This window comes from Oceaniradius stylonematis (assembly GCF_965223445.1).
Classification (GTDB): Bacteria; Pseudomonadota; Alphaproteobacteria; order Rhizobiales; family Rhizobiaceae; genus Roseitalea; species Roseitalea stylonematis.
Window position 1 is genome coordinate 2,902,526 of record NZ_OZ244994.1, and the last position, 15,782, is coordinate 2,918,307.

13 protein-coding genes are annotated in these 15,782 nt (G+C 64.3%); 6 read left to right on the forward strand and 7 right to left on the reverse strand.

The features are described 5' to 3' along the window. Positions 1 to 155: 155 nt before the first annotated feature. On the forward strand, positions 156 to 866 hold the full coding sequence (locus ACOQOU_RS14350) for a hypothetical protein (RefSeq protein WP_109769149.1): 711 nt from the start codon (positions 156 to 158) through the stop codon (positions 864 to 866). A 15-nt stretch (positions 867 to 881) separates the two neighbouring features. Here the strand turns inward: ACOQOU_RS14350 and ACOQOU_RS14355 are convergent, their stop codons facing one another. Next, a complete protein-coding gene (locus ACOQOU_RS14355; protein WP_109769150.1) occupies positions 882 to 1,832 on the reverse strand; it encodes a glycosyl transferase in 951 nt (316 codons plus the stop codon). Positions 1,833 to 1,860: 28 nt separating this feature from the next. Beyond that, positions 1,861 to 2,334 carry a transcription elongation factor GreA gene (gene greA, locus ACOQOU_RS14360; protein WP_109769160.1) on the reverse strand — a complete coding sequence of 158 codons (474 nt, stop codon included), beginning with the start codon at positions 2,332 to 2,334 and terminating at the stop codon, positions 1,861 to 1,863. A gap of 201 nt (positions 2,335 to 2,535) precedes the next feature. Between greA and ACOQOU_RS14365 the strand changes: the two genes are divergently transcribed. Beyond that, on the forward strand, positions 2,536 to 3,591 hold the full coding sequence (locus ACOQOU_RS14365) for an endonuclease/exonuclease/phosphatase family protein (RefSeq protein WP_158585240.1): 1,056 nt from the start codon (positions 2,536 to 2,538) through the stop codon (positions 3,589 to 3,591). Here the strand turns inward: ACOQOU_RS14365 and carB are convergent. Beyond that, positions 3,582 to 7,085 (reverse strand): carbamoyl-phosphate synthase large subunit, encoded by a 3,504-nt coding sequence (gene carB, locus ACOQOU_RS14370; RefSeq protein WP_306024499.1) that lies wholly within the window; start codon positions 7,083 to 7,085, stop codon positions 3,582 to 3,584. The two genes, ACOQOU_RS14365 and carB, sit on opposite strands and share 10 nt — an antisense overlap. A 120-nt stretch (positions 7,086 to 7,205) precedes the next feature. Beyond that, entirely contained in the window at positions 7,206 to 7,799 is a 594-nt protein-coding gene (locus ACOQOU_RS14375; protein ID WP_120222714.1) for a DUF1353 domain-containing protein, read from the reverse strand. A gap of 85 nt (positions 7,800 to 7,884) precedes the next feature. Between ACOQOU_RS14375 and ACOQOU_RS14380 the strand changes: the two genes are divergently transcribed. Further along, positions 7,885 to 8,769, forward strand: a complete 885-nt coding sequence (locus ACOQOU_RS14380; protein ID WP_306024500.1) for a neutral zinc metallopeptidase — start codon at positions 7,885 to 7,887, stop codon at positions 8,767 to 8,769. 11 nt (positions 8,770 to 8,780) lie between these two features. Here the strand turns inward: ACOQOU_RS14380 and ACOQOU_RS14385 are convergent, their stop codons facing one another. Beyond that, the gene (locus ACOQOU_RS14385; protein WP_306024501.1) at positions 8,781 to 9,578 is read right to left on the reverse strand and encodes a helix-turn-helix domain-containing protein; all 798 of its coding nucleotides are present in this window, start codon (positions 9,576 to 9,578) and stop codon (positions 8,781 to 8,783) included. A gap of 132 nt (positions 9,579 to 9,710) precedes the next feature. Between ACOQOU_RS14385 and ACOQOU_RS14390 the strand changes: the two genes are divergently transcribed. After that, positions 9,711 to 10,139: a hypothetical protein gene (locus ACOQOU_RS14390; protein ID WP_109769154.1), complete on the forward strand. Its 429-nt coding sequence runs from the start codon at positions 9,711 to 9,713 to the stop codon at positions 10,137 to 10,139. Positions 10,140 to 10,173: 34 nt separating this feature from the next. Here the strand turns inward: ACOQOU_RS14390 and ACOQOU_RS14395 are convergent, their stop codons facing one another. Next, entirely contained in the window at positions 10,174 to 11,493 is a 1,320-nt protein-coding gene (locus ACOQOU_RS14395) for a mechanosensitive ion channel family protein (RefSeq protein WP_109769155.1), read from the reverse strand. A 98-nt stretch (positions 11,494 to 11,591) separates the two neighbouring features. Then, positions 11,592 to 12,812 (reverse strand): glutamine-hydrolyzing carbamoyl-phosphate synthase small subunit, encoded by a 1,221-nt coding sequence (gene carA / locus ACOQOU_RS14400; RefSeq protein WP_306024502.1) that lies wholly within the window; start codon positions 12,810 to 12,812, stop codon positions 11,592 to 11,594. Between carA and ACOQOU_RS14405 the strand changes: the two genes are divergently transcribed. Then, positions 12,811 to 13,545 (forward strand): GatB/YqeY domain-containing protein, encoded by a 735-nt coding sequence (locus ACOQOU_RS14405; protein WP_342633475.1) that lies wholly within the window; start codon positions 12,811 to 12,813, stop codon positions 13,543 to 13,545. The genes carA and ACOQOU_RS14405 overlap by 2 nt on opposite strands. A gap of 125 nt (positions 13,546 to 13,670) precedes the next feature. Next, complete coding sequence (gene dnaG / locus ACOQOU_RS14410; RefSeq protein WP_306024503.1) at positions 13,671 to 15,590, forward strand: DNA primase; 1,920 nt, start codon at positions 13,671 to 13,673, stop codon at positions 15,588 to 15,590. Positions 15,591 to 15,782: the final 192 nt, after the last annotated feature.

Below are 15,782 nucleotides of genomic sequence, written 5' to 3' on the forward strand. Positions count from 1 at the left end.
CGGTCGGTTGAACAATGCAGCGCACCGACCTAGTGTCTCGTCCATAGCTAGGATCGGACGGTCCCGCTGTTCAAGACCCGCTGATCGGCCGCCGACCCGCGCGACGGTTCGGCGACCATTCTTAGCGCAGTTGGCACATCGAACGAACGACAAAAATGCCGATCTCACAAATTCCCGATTCGGTGACCTGCGTTTTGACGAGTTGCGGGCGGTTCGACCTTCTGAGCGTGACGCTCGACAGTTTCCTTGCCTACCATCGGCCCGCGCGCTTCATCATCGCCGAGGATTCGGCTGACGCCGCGTTCGCCGACCGCGTCCGCGAGCGCTATCCGCAGGTTGAGGTCCGGCTCAATGAACCCCGGCTCGGTCAGCACCGGTCGATCGACAGCGCCTATGGCGATGTGGCAACGCCCTTCATCTTCCACATGGAAGACGATTTCCGCTTCGACGGGCCGGTCGATGCCGCCGATGCGGTCGCGTTGGCCGCTTCCGATCCGAAGATCTCCAGCGTCTGCTTTCGCCGCTTCGACACGCTCAAGCTGCGTCACCGCATGTTCGCCAAACGCTTCACGCACGGCCCACACACCTATGCCCGCATGGAGCGCGCCCACCGCGACTGGTACGGCTTTTCGTTCAATCCGGGCATTGTGCGCCGTGAGTTCTGGATCGAGGCCGGGCCCTATGCGGATCATCGCAACGAGCGGACGATTTCGCGCGCAATGAAGGACCGTGGCTTTGGCGTCGTCTTTCAGTTGCCCGGCGTCGCCATCCATATCGGGTCGGGACGCAGCGTCATGGATCCGGCCCGCGCGGGCGAAAACCGCCGCATCGGCCGCCGCTGGTTCCGTCGCCCGCCCACCGCATGAGCGTCGAAACAGGCCTCAGCCGTCACCGAACCACTGCCTCCAGCCTGGCGTCCGGGCGGTGAGCACATCCTCGATCGTCTGGCCGGCAAACTCTTTGCGCATCCGGCGCGCGCGGTCGCGCAGCAGACGGCGCTTGTCGTCGAACGGCGCCAGCAGGCTGTCGACAAAGGCGGGACGCGTGTTTGCTGCCGCAGTGGCAAGATCGACCGCGTCCGATGCCTGGCGCTTCTTCTGCTTGCGCGCGAACCGGCTCTGCGGATTGTCGCCGAGTTCGTAATTGGCAAACCCGCCGCCGCGCTTGAGGTATTTCAGGTGCCAGTAGGTGAAACCGCGGAACCGGCGTCGCTGGGAACCGTGGCGGAAGGTCTCGAACCGCTCGTCCTTGACGAAGAAATTTTCCGGCGTCAGCCGGACGAACCAGTGATCGCCATTGCCGCACATGGTCTCCTCGGCGGGCAGGGCGAGCCCGCCGTCGGCATTGCGCGCCAGATTGAGCCCCGAGTAGCAGAAGGTTTCGCGGCTGAGCGACGGCGCGGAACGGGCTTCTTTCGCAAGCGCGCCCATCTGGTCGCGCATCGCGACATGGTCGTCGTCGAGCTTGGTGACGATCTGCCGCGTGGTGCGCGCCAGCGCGAAATTGGAATAGTTCACCACACTGGCCGGCGAATCCGGTGGCGTCTGCACATGTCCATCGGTCCCGGGCGGAAAGACGCGGTCGGCATAATGGAAGACACGCAGTTTCGGCCCGTGGCGCTGCGCGAGCCGGGCCAATATCTGCGGCGTTGCATCGCTGCACTGATTGTAGACCGCGACGATCTCGTCGAAATGGCCGATATGGCTTTCGATCGCAGCTTCCGTGAAGTCCTCGCCATTGCGGATGCGCATGAAGGCGCTGATGCCGGGCTCTCTTTGTCCGATCTTCAGATCGGCCGGGCCGAAGACGTAGCCGGAGACGGTCTCTGTCATGGCTGGCCGGCCTCGCGAACGAACCTGGTCAGACGAACTTGACCGCGTCGATCTCGTAGCCGCGCGCGCCGCCGGGCGCCTGCACCTCAACGGAATCGCCCACCGTCTTGCCGATCAGCGCGCGGGCGATCGGCGAGGAGATCGAGATCTTGCCCGCTTTGACGTCCGCCTCCTGGTCGCCGACGATCTGGTAGATCTTCTCTTCCTCGGTGTCTTCGTCGATCAGCGTGACCGTGGCGCCGAAACGCACCGTGTCGCCGGTCATTGCGCTGACATCGATCACCTCGGCACGCGAGATCAGGCCCTCGAGTTCGGAGACCCGGCCTTCATTATGGCCCTGGGCCTCCTTGGCGGCGTGATACTCGGCGTTCTCCGACAAATCGCCGTGGGCACGGGCTTCGGCAATCGCCTCGATGATGCGCGGACGTTCCTCTTGGGTGCGCCAGCGGAATTCCTCCTGCAACTGCGCATAGCCCTCACGTGTCATCGGCACCTTGTTCATCGCGCGTTCCCCATGCTTGCAGCGCACCGCCAAAAGCGGAACGTTATCAAATAAAAGCGGCCCGCCAAGCACAAAGCTGGCGAACCGCCGAAATTCTCGGCGTTCTCAATAGGGCAAAAGATGCCCGATTGTAAGTGGCGTTGGATGCCGTTGCCGTTGCATGCTGGCCCGCACCCTGTGACGCAATTCCGGTTCGGCGCCATGACCACCCTTCGAATGGCAAGCTTCAATCTTTTCAATTACGCCGTTCCCGGCATCTTCTGGCATGAGCGCGAGGGCGGCCTGACCTATGAAGAGGACCAATGGGACAGCAAGCGGCGCTGGATCGCCGAGACACTCGCGGTCATCGACGCCGACATTGTCGCTTTCCAGGAGGTCGTTTCCGTCGAGGATTTGCGGTCGCTTGTGGTGCAGGCCGGCTACCCGCATTTCGCCAGTGTCACCGAGCCGCGCTTCCTGAAGAACGATGCGGATGTGTTCGTCAATTCGACGGTCGCGATCGCCTCGCGCCATCGGATTGCGTCGGCCCAGGAGATCAAGACGTTCGACCGGATCATCGACCAGACGCTCCTTGACCGGGCGGCGACCTATTCGCGGCGGCCGCTGCGTTGCGTGATCGATTGCCCGGACCTTGGCCCGACCGTCGTCTATTCCGCGCACTTCAAGTCGCAAGGCGCCCTGTTCAACGATGAGATCGTCGATGTGATCGAGGACTGGGACACCCGCATCGACACCTTCTTCGTCGAACGCATGTTTGCCGGCATCGATCAGGTGTCGAAACGGGCGGCCGAAGCGGGTGCCCTTTATCTGCAGGTGCGCGAGGATCTGAAGGCAGACACCGAAGCGCCGGTGGTGATTCTCGGCGATCTGAACGAAGGACCGCGATCGCACACGCTGTCGATCCTGACGCAGGCCGATCCGATCTTTGCGGTCGGCAGCACGTTGTGGACTGACGTGCCCGATGCGCACCGGTTTCGCCGGTACACGCATCGGCTTTATGACGCCTATGCCTTGCCGCCGCACGCCGAGCTTGAGCGGCCCGTCACCTACCATGCCAACAAGCGCGCCAGCATTCTCGACTACGCCATCGTCTCAAACGGGTTGAACCCCGCCAATCCGCGCCACCGCGGTGCGGTCGTGCGCCATGAGGTCTTCGATGCGCATTTCGATCTGGACCAGCCGCGCCGCCTGACGTCGGATCATGCGCCGGTCATCGTGACGATCGAACCACGGAAGGACGAGCCGGCTCAGCCGTGATAGGCCTGCAGCGGTTTAACGCCCAACTCGCCACGTGCGAGCGCCGCGATGGCTTCGCCCGCGGCGACCGCGCCGGCGATCGTGGTGAAATAGGGCAGCTTGTTTTCGAGCGCCGCCCGGCGCAGCGACTTTGAATCCGACAGCGCCTTCTTGCCCTCGGTCGTGTTGATCACAAGCTGGACCTGCCGGTTGCGGATGGCGTCCTCGATATGCGGCCGGCCTTCGAGCACCTTGTTGATCTTGGTTGCTTTGACGCCGCTGTCGGCGAGAAAACGTTGCGTGCCGCCCGTCGCAAGCACCGAGAAGCCGAGTTTTTCGAACAGTTTCGCAGTGTCCAGAATGCGCGCCTTGTCGCCATCGCGCACCGAGATGAAGACCGCGCCTGTCTTCGGAAGCTCTGTTCCCACGCCCAGTTGCGCCTTGGCGAACGCCACGGCGAAATCGTCGTCGAGCCCCATCACTTCGCCGGTCGAGCGCATTTCCGGGCCGAGCAGCGTGTCGACGCCGGGGAATTTGGAGAAAGGGAACACCGCTTCCTTGACCGCGATGTGCGAGATCGCGCCGCTGTCGACAAGCGTGCCGTAATGGCCGGATGCGTCGGTCAGTGTCTCGCCGGCCATGATGCGCGCGGCGATCTTGGCGATCGGCCGGCCGACCGCTTTTGCAACGAACGGCACGGTGCGCGAGGCGCGCGGATTGACTTCGAGAACATAGACCGTGCCGTCGAGAATGGCGAACTGCACATTCATCAGTCCGCCGACATTGAGCGCGCGTGCCAGCACCTCAGATTGCCGCTCCAGTTCGGCAACGGTTTCTGCAGACAGCGAGTGGACCGGCAGCGAACAGGCGCTGTCGCCCGAATGGATGCCGGCCTCCTCGATATGCTCCATCACGCCTGCCACATGGACATTGTCGCCGTCGCACAGGCAATCCACATCGACCTCGATCGCGCCGGCCAGATAGGTGTCGAACAGCAGCGGATTGGTGCCCAGAAGCGTGTTGATCTGCCCCGTCTTGTCGTTGGGATAGCGCGCCTTGATGTCCTCGGGGATCAGTTCGGGCACCGTGCCGAGCAGGTAGGAATCGAGCGCCTGATCGTCGCGGACGATCTGCATCGCCCGCCCGCCGAGCACATAGGATGGCCGCACCACCAGCGGGAATCCGAGCTTTGTCGCCACCAGCCGCGCTTGTTCGACCGAATAGGCGATGCCGTTCTCGGGCTGGGTCAGATCGTGCTTGATCAGGAGTTTCTGGAACCGGTCGCGGTCCTCGGCCAGATCGATCGCGTCCGGCGAGGTGCCGAGGATCGGAATGCCCTCGGCTTCGAGCGCGTTGGCAAGCTTCAGCGGCGTCTGGCCGCCGAACTGCACGATCACGCCGTGCAGCGTGCCGGCGCTTTTTTCGACCGACAGGATTTCGAGCACGTCCTCGACCGTCAGCGGCTCGAAATAGAGCCGGTCCGACGTGTCGTAGTCGGTCGACACCGTCTCGGGGTTGCAGTTGACCATGATCGCTTCATAGCCGGCCTCGGCCAGCGCGAAGGCGGCGTGACAGCAGCAATAGTCGAACTCGATACCCTGGCCGATCCGGTTCGGACCGCCGCCCAGGATCACCACCTTCTTGCGGTCGGACACACCGGCTTCGGAGCGCGGTGCGCCGGCAAACGGCGTCTCATAGGTCGAGTACATGTAGGCGGTCGGCGAGGCGAACTCCGCCGCGCAGGTGTCGATGCGCTTGTAGACGGGATGCACGTCGAGCGCCTGGCGATGGGCGCGCACGGTCATCTCGTCCGCTGCCGTCAGGGTTGCAAGGCGCTGGTCGGAAAAGCCCATCGCCTTGAGCATGCGCATGTTGGCCGCATCGTCCGGAAGGCCATGGGCCCGCACGCGCGCCTCGGTGCCGACGATCGCCTCGAGCTGACGCAGGAACCACATGTCGATCTTGCAGGCCGCGTGAATCTCTTCGAGCGAGAAGCCAAGGCGCATCGCCTGCGCCACCATGCGCAACCTGTCCGGCGTCGGCGTGCCCAGCGCGGCGCGGATCGCATTCTTGTCGTCGCCCTCGCCAATGCCCGGAATCTCGATCTCGTCGAGCCCTGTCAGCCCTGTTTCAAGGCCGCGTAGCGCTTTCTGCAGCGATTCGGCGAATGTGCGCCCGATCGCCATCACTTCTCCCACCGATTTCATGGCGGTCGTCAGAAGCGGTTCGGCGCCGGGAAACTTCTCGAAGGCAAAGCGCGGGATCTTGGTGACCACATAATCGATCGACGGTTCGAACGAGGCCGGCGTCGCGCCGCCCGTAATGTCGTTTTCCAGTTCGTCCAGCGTGTAGCCGACGGCCAGTTTCGCGGCGACCTTGGCGATCGGAAAGCCGGTGGCTTTGGACGCCAGCGCCGAGGAGCGCGACACGCGCGGGTTCATCTCGATGACGACCAGGCGCCCAGTGTCCGGATTGACGGCGAACTGGACGTTCGAGCCGCCGGTCTCGACCCCGATCTCGCGCAACACCGCGATCGAGGCGTTGCGCATGATCTGGTATTCCTTGTCGGTCAGCGTCAGCGCCGGCGCGACCGTGATCGAGTCGCCCGTGTGCACGCCCATCGGATCGACATTTTCGATGGAACAGACGATGATGCAGTTGTCGTCCCGGTCGCGGACGACCTCCATCTCATATTCCTTCCAGCCAAGCACGCTCTCATCGATCAGCACCTCGGTGGTCGGCGATGCATCGAGACCGCGTTCGACGATCTCGAAAAACTCGGACCGGTTGTAGGCGATGCCGCCGCCGGTTCCGCCCAGCGTGAAGGATGGGCGTATGATCGCCGGCAGGCCGACCTCGTCCAGCGCCTGGGCGGCGAGGCCCATGGCGTGTGTCATGTATCGCTGTTTGCGGTCCGAGGTACCGTCGCGCCATTCAAGTTCCAGCGCGTCGAGCGCCGCATCCAGTTCCTTGCCGGACAGCGTATCACGAAGCTTCTGCCGGCGCGCCTCGTGCGCCTTGCGGTCTTCTTCCTTGATCGCCGAGGCGTTGACCAGCACCGAGCGTGGGCTTTCAAGGCCGATCCGGTCCATCGCTTCGCGGAACAGCTTGCGGTCCTCGGCCTTGTCGATGGCTTCGGGCTTGGCGCCGATCATCTCGACATCGTGCTTGTCCAGAACGCCCATGGCCTTCAGCGAAAGCGCGGTGTTGAGAGCGGTCTGCCCGCCCATGGTCGGCAGCAGCACCATTGTCTCGTCGGGGCGTTCGGTGCGCTCCTTTTCGATGATCTTGGCGACGACCTCGGGCGTGATCGGCTCGATATAGGTCGCGTCCGCCAGATCCGGGTCGGTCATGATCGTTGCCGGGTTCGAGTTGACCAGGACGATCCGGTAGCCCTCCTGCTTGAGCGCCTTGCAGGCCTGGGTTCCCGAATAGTCGAACTCGCACGCCTGGCCGATGATGATCGGCCCCGCGCCGATGATCAGTACGGTGTCGATATCGGTGCGTTTGGGCATGGGGTCTTCGGTCTCTTTTTGCACGCAAACGCCGGTCGGAAAGGCCGGCCGGCGCGCAGTTGGGCTGTTCGTTTGTGGCTGAACCGGGGCTATAGGGGATTACGCGCGGTGGCGAAAGGGCTATTGGCGCGAATTCAGACGTTCGATCGCGCTCGCGGGAAGCGACTGCGCTGCGATCAGATCGTTCCAGTCGGTGACAATCAGCCGCGCCAGGCCCGGATCGCGCTTTTCGGCTCGCGTCAGGGCGCGCCGGGCCATCGCCGTGTAGTTGGCCTGACCGTTGCGATAACCGCCGGCGCCGCCCAGCTGAACCGCCCAGTAGCCGATGAACGAGGACACCTGGCCCCTTGCGGTCGGCAGATCGGTCTCCGTGTCTCGGCCGAGCACCTGGATTGCCTCGCGGAAGATGCGATCGGCGGCGGCACGGTCCAAAAGACCCGTGGCGTAGATCAGATCGTGGACGATGGCGGCCTGGGCATACTGGCCCCAATTGCCGATCACGCCCCAGAACAGCCGCGGCACGCTGGCGCCGTCCGAGCAGAACCCGGCCGGCACGATGATGTGTTCGGGATCGTGGGGACCGGTCAGGCCGAAGGCAAAGCTGCGGATGACCACGCGTATGGGGCGCATCCGCTCCAGCCGGCCGACATCGGCCGTGTAGAGCGGCGCCGTGAAGCGCAAGGGCGAAGCGCCTGTCGGAATGGCGGCGGACATGGCGTTTGACCGGGTTTGATCCGAATTCAACTTGCTCGCGCAGAACAATTGCGCAACAAGACCGTACAGTCAAAGGGAGAAGACGATGCGTTGGCGAGGGCGCCGCCAAAGCAGCAACATCGACGACCGCCGCGGGCGCGGCAGGCGACGATCGCCTGCGGGCGGAGGCGGAATTCGCATCCCCGTTTCGGGCCGCCGCGGCGGGTTGGGCGGTCTCGTCCTCATCGTCGTCATCGTTGTCGTCGCCGGTGCGCTGGGCATCGATCCGGTGCGTCTTCTCGGCGGCGGGCCGGCCACCGTCAGCGCGCCGCCGACGCAATCACCGGCCCGCGATGATGCCACAACGCAGTTCGTCGCAACGGTGCTCGCCGAGACCGAAGATGTATGGAACGCGATCTTTGCCGAGGCGGGCGGCGATTATCCGGAACCGACGCTGGTCCTGTTCGAGGGACAGGTGCGTTCGGCATGCGGTTTTGCCGGCGCGGCATCAGGCCCGTTCTACTGTCCGGCGGACTCCCGGCTCTACATCGACCTGCAATTCTTCGACGAACTGGCGCGGCGGTTCAATGCCTCCGGCGATTTCGCGCAGGCCTATGTGATCGCCCATGAAGTGGGACATCACGTGCAGAACGTCATCGGTGTTCTGCCGGAGTTCAACCGAATGCGCCGGCAAATGAGCCGTACGGAGGCCAACGCCATGTCCGTGCGCGTCGAGTTGCAGGCCGATTGCTTCGCCGGTGTCTGGGGCTACCACACCGCTCAGCGCGGACTTCTGGAGCGCGGCGATCTTCGGGAGGCGCTGAACGCGGCCACCCAGATCGGCGACGACACGATCCAGCGGCGCACGCAGGGCTTCATCGTTCCCGAAAGCTTCTCTCACGGCACCGCCGAACAGCGCCGGACCTGGTTTGCGCGCGGCTTCGAGACGGGCCGGCTCGACGCGTGCGATACGTTCAACGCACGGGTTTGAACGGAGGGCGATCAGGCGCCCGCCATGGCCGTGAGCATCTGACGCGAGTCTTCGTTCGCCGGAAAGAACAGCTCCAGCTTCCAGTCGGCCAGCGCGATGTCCTCGGCGGACCCGAACTGGCTGATGGCCGAAAACAGCGACAGCGTGCCGTCGCCCAGCCGGAAACGGATCGGCACGAACGGCGGCATGGTGCCATCGACGGGCATGTCCCGTCCGGCAATGATTGTCTCCAGCCGGTCGGCAGCCTCCGACAGCACCGCGTCACCTCCGAAATGCAACGCCTCGGTGCGCAGGCGAAGCACCATGTGCCGCGCCACGTCCTGCCAGTTCTCGATCAGTGCCTCCAGGCGCGCCGGGTCGCCGAACAGCGACAGCATGTCGGCGCCGGCATCAATGCCCGCGGCGGAGAGCATCATTGCGGCGGGCGCATTGGCGCGGACGATGTTCCAGTGTCGGTCGAGCACGATCGCGGGGAAGGGCGCGTGGCGCTCGAGCATCCATGTCACGGCCTGCTCGACGGGCTGCATCGCCTCTTCGTCCAGCGTTCGCGCCCGATAGGCCGGTGCGAACCCGGCTGCGTTCAAGAGCGCGTTGCGGTCCGTGTGCGGCACGTGCAGGAACTCGGCCAGGTGGATGACCATCGACCGGCTCGGTCGCGCCCGCCCGGTCTCCAGAAAGCAGATGTGGCGTGCTGAAACGTCTGATGCGAGCGCCAGGTCAAGCTGGCTGAGCCGGCGTGTGTTGCGCCACACGCGCAGCATCGATCCGAATTGCCGCTCACCGGTCTGATCGCCCGCCATCTGTCCCATGATATGCCCCGCCATCGCCGCAACCGTGTCCAGCCTAGCCAGATGCGGGCCGCTGGTCACTTACCCGGCAGGTAATTGCGGAACGGCTGACCACGCTCCTATTGCTGGCCCATCGCAGCAAAGGAGGCGTACATGACTGTTCATACGGGTATCCTGAAGGCCGGAGCCGTCATTCTCATGGCGTTCGGCGTCCTTTTCACCATGGCCGCCTGGCCGCCACTGGCCGGTCTGATCCGATTTCTGGTCGATTTGTTCGCCTGGCCGCTCGACGGCGCCCAGACGCTTGCCGCCAGCGAAACCCGGCTCGCACTGGCCATCGGCGGCGGAGTGATGGCCGGCTGGGGCATGACGATCTGGCTGGTTGCCACGCGGCTGGCCGAGCGGGAACCCGGTCTGGTGCGGACGCTTGTCCTGCTCCCGGTGGTCGTCTGGTTCGTGCTCGACTCGCTTGGCTCGATTGCCGCTGGCGTGCCGGTCAACGCGGTGTTCAACGTCACGTTCCTGGTGCTGTTCATGGCGGCGTTTCGCATCCGCGGCGCTCAACGTCAGCCGGCCAACTGATCAAGGCCCGCAAAGCGCTGGCGTCCCGTGGGGTTCAATCCTTCGGGCCGCCGCTTCGCACCAGTTCGACAGGTGTGCGCATGATGATTTCGCGGTGCGGGAACGGGATTGCGATGCCGGCTTCCTTGAACGCATCCCACAATGCGATCAGGACCGCGCCGCGAATGTTGGTCAGCCCGCCCTGCGGATCGGTGATCCAGAACCGCAGCTTGAAGTCGAGCGATGAAGCGCCGAAAGCGGTCATCCAGCAGACCGGCTTTTTCTCCTCGACGACCCGGTCGACCGCGCTTGCCGCATCGACAGCGATCCGGATGACCTCATGCGGATCGCTGTCGTAGGAGACGCCGAAATCGACATCGAGCCGGATGAAATTGTCCGAGTACGACCAGTTGACGACCTGCTGCGTGATGAAATCCTCGTTCGGGATCAGATATTCCCGTCCGTCACGGGTGATCACCGAAACGAAACGTCCGCGCAATTCCCTGATCCAGCCGAACGTGTCGCCGAGCTCGATCGTGTCGCCCGGCTTGATCGACTTGTCGACCAGGATGATGACGCCCGAAATGAAGTTGGACACAACCTTCTGCAGGCCGAATCCGATGCCGACGCCGACGGCGCCTGAAAAGATCGTCAGCGCCGTCAGGTCGATGCCGACGGCGTTGAGCGCGATGACGCCGGCAAGCACCGTCAGCGCGATATGCACCGTTTTGCCGGCCAGGACCTTGAAGGAGGGCGACAGATCGGCGGACGCCGAAATCCGGTTCTCGAAGAAGCGTCCCGCCAGATGCGCGGCCCACAACAGGACCGCCGTGACAGCGATCGTGCGGATGACGAGCAGAGCTGAAAGCCGGAAGTCTCCCAGATTGATCGCCAGATTGTCGAGCGCCTCGGTGACCGGACCGCGCATGCCCAGCACGCCGGTGGCGACATAGAGGAAGACGCACAACGCCACGAAACGGGCCAGCACCCGGTTGCGGATGATCCGCGTCAGAACCGACGCCGCCAGCCAGGTGAAGCCGAGCACCAGCGCCAGCGAGAGGATGTAGCCGCGGCTCGGCCACGTGGTCGCCAGCAGGATTTCCCGCGCGACCGCGACGAAAACAAGGAACAGCACCCACTCGGTCCTGCGCATGAAGGCGGAAATGACGCGCAGCAGGCGCGGGTTGCCCTTGATTTTCCGGGCACGTTCTTCGAGCACCGGCTCGATCCGCAGCGAGAGCAGATAGGCCAGGGCGAAGCAGCCGGCGACGATCAGCAACTGGTATACTGTCCATGGCTGCGCGACATAGCGCGACAGCCAGATCACGGTCTCACCGGCCTCTGTGGCCAGGGCGTTGATATCGAACGATCCCATCACCCCAGATTAGCGCAAAGCGGAGCGGAGGAAAGCCGCGGTTGCGCCGGTTCGTTAAGCGGGCGTTTGCGGCGGCGTTGGTCGCAGGTGGTCCGGCCTCAGCGTTCGGCGAGCGCCGGCTTGCCCTGTCGTTCTCGAACCAGATTGGCAAAGCGCTGGAAAAGATAGTGGCTGTCCTGCGGACCCGGCGAGGCCTCGGGATGATGCTGCACCGAAAAGACCGGCTTGCCATCGACCGAGAGGCCACAGTTGGAGCCGTCAAACAGCGACACATGGGTCCCGGTGACGCCGTCGGGCAGCGACGCGCCGTCCACGGCAAAACCATGGTTCATCGAGACGATCTCCACCTTGCCGGTGGTATGGTCCTTGACCGGATGGTTCGCGCCGTGATGGCCCTGGTGCATCTTGACGGTCTTGGCGCCCAGCGCCAGCGCCAGCATCTGATGCCCCAGGCAGATACCGAAAAGCGGAATGCCGCTTTCGGCCAGTTCCCGGATCACCGGAACCGCATAGGCGCCGGTAGCTGCCGGATCGCCCGGACCGTTGGACAGGAATATGCCGTCGGGCGCGTGTGCCAGCACCTCTTCGGCCGTTGCGGTTGCCGGCAGTACCGTCACCTTTGCCCCGAGCCCGGCCATGAGCCGCAATATGTTGCGCTTGACGCCATAATCGATGGCGACGATGTGCATGTCGGTTTCGCCGGCCTCGCCATGGCCTTCGTCCCAGACCCAGGGCGTTTCGGACCAGCTCGATGTCTGGCCCGATGTGACCTCCTTGGCAAGGTCCAGGCCGACCAGGCCGCCCCAGCCGGCCGCGCGCGCCTTCAGCGCGTCCAGATCGAAGTCGCCGGAAGGCGAATGGGCGATCACCGCGTTGGGCACGCCATGCTCGCGAATGTGCGCGGTGAGCGCGCGCGTGTCGATGCCGGCGAGAGCGATGATGCCGCGCGCCTTCAGCCAGGCGTCCAGATGCTCGGCCGCCCGATAGTTCGAGGGATCGGTGATCGGCGCCTTGAAGACCGCACCCACGGCACCGGCCCGCCGCGCCGGCGTCAGGTCCTCGATGTCCTCGCCGTTCGCGCCGATATTGCCGATGTGCGGAAACGTGAACGTGACGATCTGGCCGGCATAGGACGGATCGGTCAATATTTCCTGATAGCCGGTCAGCGCGGTGTTGAAGCACAGTTCCGCCTCGGTTTCGCCCGTGGCGCCGAAACCCTGTCCCTCGAGCACTGTCCCGTCGGCCAGGACCAGGACGGCGGTGGCGCGCGGCTTCGACCAGGGCGCGGGCGTGCTTTGCGCTTCGGCAATGGTTGACATGATCGTGACACTCTTGTTTGGGGGCGCGGGCGGCGACCGCTTGTCGCCGGCGGAGGCAAACACCATATTGGTTCCGAACGCAACCGCCGGCGCTTCGACACCAAGGGTGACCTTTGGGCACCTGGCATTGGAATGTCAGCTGCCGGTGGAGCAGGAAGGCAGTTGCCTAAAATGTGGACTGTCGGGAAAACCGTTTTTAATCAAAGCTTTGAAGTTGATGTTGCGGACTTGCATGGGGCATGCCGCGCGGCTATCCTTCACGAAGCTTTACCAGGAGTTCGACATGCGTGAAGCCATTCATGCGGCGCTGAAAGAAGCTCAGAATTCACAGGACAAATGCCGGATATCGGTGCTTCGTCTGGTTTTGGCGGCGGTCAAGGATCGCGACATCGCCAATCGGAATGCGGGCAAGGATCCGGTCTCAGACAAGGAGATTGTCGGCATCCTTTCGAAGATGATCAGCCAGCGCAAGGCGTCGGCGGCTGACTACGAGCAGGGCGGACGTCTCGAACTGGCCGATCAGGAGCGCTACGAATCGAAGGTCATCGCCGAGTTCCTGCCGGCACAGATGTGCGAGGACGAAGTCAAGCAGGCCTGTGCCGCCGTCGTCGAGGATACCGGCGCCGCCGGCCTGCGCGACATGGGCAAGTGCATGAACACGCTCAAGCAGAAGTTTCCCGGTCAGATGGATTTCTCCAAGGCCTCCGGCATCGTCCGCGGCATGCTGCGCTGAGACCCGAACGGGTTATCCACACACCGCCCGCATCTTTCCACACGGCCTGATCCGCGATGACGGATGGCGCGGTGCGTGCTAACGCTGGTCCCGTCTTGGTGCGTTGACCGAAAGCCGGCAGAACGATGCGATTCTCGCAATCCTTTCTCGATGAAGTCCGCGACCGATTGCCGATCTCCGAGGTGGTCGGCACGCGCGTGACATGGGACAAGCGCAAGACCAATACCTCGCGCGGCGACTGGTGGGCGTGCTGCCCGTTCCATGGCGAAAAGACGCCGAGCTTCCATTGCGAAGACAAGAAGGGCCGCTATCACTGCTTCGGCTGCGGCGTTTCGGGCGACCATTTCCGCTTTCTGACCGAACTGGACGGGATGAGCTTTCCCGAAGCGGTCGAGCGGGTCGCCTCGATGGCCGGCATCGCCCTGCCGGCGCCCGATCCGGAGGCCGAAAAGCGCGAGCGCCAGCGCGCGACGCTTTATGATGTGGCCGAGGCCGCCGCCAAATTCTTCGAGACACAGCTTCAGTTGCAGCCCGGCGCGGCAGCGCGCGCCTATTTGCGCGACCGGGGCCTGACACCGCAGACGATCGGCAAGTTCCGCCTCGGCTATGCGCCGGGCAGCCGCAACGCGCTCAAGGAACATCTGGCGCAGGGCGGCGCCACCACGGAGCAGATCGAAGCTTGTGGTCTTGTCGTTCATGGCGACGACATCGCCGTCTCCTACGACCGGTTCCGCGACCGCATCATCTTCCCGATCGAGGACGCGCAGGGCCGCGTGATCGCCTTTGGCGGTCGCGCCATGTCGGCGGACGTCCCGGCGAAATATCTCAACTCGCCCGAGGGGCCGCTCTTTCACAAGTCCGACGTGCTCTACAATTTCCGCCGTGCCCGGCAGACGACCGCAAGGGGCGGCACGCTGGTTGCGGTCGAGGGCTATATGGACGTGATCGCCCTCGATCAGGCCGGCTTTTCCAACGCGGTCGCGCCGCTTGGCACGGCGCTGACCGAGAGCCAGCTTGCCAAGATCTGGCGCGTCGCCAACGAGCCTGTCCTGTGCTTTGACGGCGATCAGGCGGGCCTGCGCGCCGCATACCGGTCGCTCGATCTGGCGCTGCCGGAACTCAAGCCCGGCAAATCGGTGCGCTTTGCGCTGCTGCCCGACGGCAAGGACCCCGACGATCTGATCAAGGCCGATGGCGCCGCCGCCTTCGACGCCGTTCTGGCGCAGGCCAGAAGCGCGGCCGACCTGCTCTGGCTGCGCGAGACCGGAGGCAAGTCGTTCGATACGCCTGAACGGCGTGCGCAGTTGGAATCGGCGCTGCGCGAGGCTGCCGGCCGCATAGGCGATGAAAGCGTGCGCCGACATTACTCCCAGGACATGCGCGAGCGCGCGAACGCGTTCTTCGGCGTGCCGTCTGCAAGGGGCAATGACGGCGCGTTCGGCGGCAAGGGCCGGACGTCCGGCAAGCTGCCGCGTGGACGGATCGCCGTTTCAGAACGGTTGTCACGCTCGCGCATTGTTGCGCCAAGAACGCTGAAAGGCGTGGTGCCGCTGCGCGAAGCGGCGCTCTTGAGCGCGGTGATGTGCCATCCCGACCTGATCGGCGAGCATTTTGATGCCTTCACGGCGCTGGAACTGGAGAGCGCTGAACTGGCCGCCCTGCGTGGCGCCATCCTCGAAGCCCATGCCGAGACCGGTGCACGCGACCGCGAGACGTTGCTGGCGCACGCCGCCTGCACCTCGCACGCCGGCGCCATTGAAGCCGTCGACAATGCCATAAGGCGCGCCCGCCTGTGGGTGTTTACCGGCGAGGCCGCCTTCGACGACGCGCGCCATGCCTTCGATCAGGCGCTGCGCCTGCATGCCCGTGCACGCGGCCTTTCCCGCGAACTGCGCGCCGCCGAGGCCGCGCTTGCCGAGGACCCGACCGAGACCAATTACAACCGTCTTGTCTCGGTCCAGGGGCAGGTACGCCGCGAGCATGGGCTCGATGCGCTGATCGAGGGGTTCGGCCTGTCGTCCGGCCGCCCGGTCAAGAGTTTCTGACCGCCGAAACGACGATTTTTTCCCGGCCCGCAGGTTGACGGACGAAAAAAACCCGGGAATCACATCTTTTGGCGCCGATTGGGCATGCACGCGGGATTGGAATCGCGCCGACGATGACTATCTCATCGGTCTGACATGGAATTCAGCGGGTTTCGGGGACGGCTGAACGTTTACGGTTAATCGACGATTAAG